Below are 726 nucleotides of genomic sequence, written 5' to 3' on the forward strand. Positions count from 1 at the left end.
TTCCACATCCTGCGCCGCCAGATGCATCGCGGCTTCCGCAAGCCGCTGGTCATCATGACCCCGAAATCGCTGCTGCGGCATCCGCTGGCGGTCAGCCGCGCCGAGGAATTCCAGTCCGGCTCCACCTTCCACCGGGTGCTGTGGGACGATGCGCAGCGCGGCAATTCCGACACCAAACTGGTCCAGGACGGCAAGATCAAGCGCGTCGTGCTGTGTTCGGGCAAGGTCTATTACGACCTGCTGAAGGCCCGCGACGAGGCCGGCGTCACCGATGTCTACCTGATGCGGCTGGAACAATTCTACCCGTTCCCGGCGCAGGCCATGGTTGCCGAACTGGGCCGCTTCAAGTCGGCCGAGGTGATCTGGTGTCAGGAGGAACCCAAGAACCAGGGGGGATGGACCTTTGTCGAACCCTATATCGAATGGGTGCTGGAACGGCTGGGCGCGAAACATGGCCGGGCGCGCTATGTCGGGCGCAACGCGGCGGCCTCGCCCGCCACGGGCCTCGCCTCGCGCCACAAGGCCGAGCAGCAAGCCCTGGTCAACGAAGCCCTGAATATCGAAGGATGATCCGATGAGTACCGAAGTCCGCGTGCCCGCTTTGGGCGAATCCGTCACCGAGGCGACCATCGCGACATGGTTCAAGAAGGCCGGCGATACCGTGGCGGTCGATGAAATGCTGTGCGAGCTGGAAACCGACAAGGTCACGGTCGAGGTGCCCAGCCC

At 64.0% G+C, this 726-nt stretch carries 1 protein-coding gene and 1 pseudogene; both read left to right on the plus strand.

Annotation, left to right across the window (positions count from 1 at the left end):
- Nucleotides 1-570 (plus strand): annotated as a pseudogene (gene sucA / locus B4A72_RS12745) (2-oxoglutarate dehydrogenase E1 component); the annotation flags it as partial.
- A gap of 4 nt (nucleotides 571-574) precedes the next feature.
- A partial coding sequence (locus B4A72_RS16185; protein ID WP_414692501.1) for a biotin/lipoyl-containing protein occupies nucleotides 575-726 on the plus strand: 152 nt, incomplete at its 3' end.

It is taken from the genome of Paracoccus sp. UBA5162, assembly GCF_002413585.1.
Classification (GTDB): Bacteria; Pseudomonadota; Alphaproteobacteria; order Rhodobacterales; family Rhodobacteraceae; genus Paracoccus.